Raw genomic sequence first — 732 nt, 5'->3', positions numbered from 1 at the left:
CGTTGTGCGGCATACTGAAAAAAGCCAACGCTCGGTCAAGCACATTTGGTTTTTGCCAACGCTAAAATCCAACGCTGAAAAACCAAAAGAGCTTGCCCTTTCCCAACCCACGACAAGACAATGAATATTTACACTAAATAATAGTGGGTTTTTACTATCTTTGACACCGAATAAACAAAACTTGGGTTTCAAATGAACCGAATTAAAGAAGTTTTAAAGGATAAAGGAATTTCGCAGACTTGGCTTGCCAAACAGACAGGAAAGAGTTACAATACTATTAACGAATATGCTCGTAATGTGAGACAACCAAGTTTGGAAGATTTGTACAAAATTGCTGAAATCTTAAATGTAGAGGCAAAAGAATTATTAGTACTAATAAAAGAATTGAATTGAGGACAGAGATAGACATATTAGAAAATGAAATTTTAGAAAAATATCCAGAAGTTTTGGATATTCTTTTGTGTGACCAAACTACTCAGAAAAACATAATTTGGGCAACGAGTAATTATGAGCATATAGGAGAATCATATTTAGAGAACAAACAGATTAAATCTGAACTTATTACAGGCATTAATGGTGATGTGATAATGCCAAGGGTTCAAAAAGACCAATTTTTACAACAATCTAGAGTAAAAAATATGGCTGAAGTCTTTACACCATCTTGGATTTGTAATGCACAAAACAACTTAATAGACAGTGCTTGGTTCGAACGAAAAAATGTCTTTAATAAAG

General features: G+C 33.5%; 1 protein-coding gene and 1 pseudogene. Both read left to right on the top strand.

Annotated elements, in window-relative coordinates; genetic code table 11:
* Positions 1-192: 192 nt before the first annotated feature.
* The gene (locus HGB55_RS15270; protein WP_168817952.1) at positions 193-393 is read left to right on the top strand and encodes a helix-turn-helix domain-containing protein; all 201 of its coding nucleotides are present in this window, start codon (positions 193-195) and stop codon (positions 391-393) included.
* A pseudogene (locus tag HGB55_RS15265) lies at positions 390-732 on the top strand (restriction endonuclease subunit M); the annotation flags it as partial. The gene HGB55_RS15270 and the pseudogene HGB55_RS15265, both read left to right, overlap by 4 nt.

The sequence above is a fragment of the Lutibacter sp. B1 genome (assembly GCF_012524075.1).
Lineage (GTDB): Bacteria > Bacteroidota > Bacteroidia > Flavobacteriales > Flavobacteriaceae > Lutibacter.
The sequence above is the reverse complement of the archived record's forward strand: the minus strand, read 5'-3'. Positions and strand labels throughout refer to the sequence as shown.

Bases quoted from the DNA above. Each gene is read 5' to 3' on its own strand.
- HGB55_RS15270 (WP_168817952.1), top strand. From the start codon at position 193: ATGAACCGAATTAAAGAAGTTTTAAAGGATAAAGGAATTTCGCAGACT.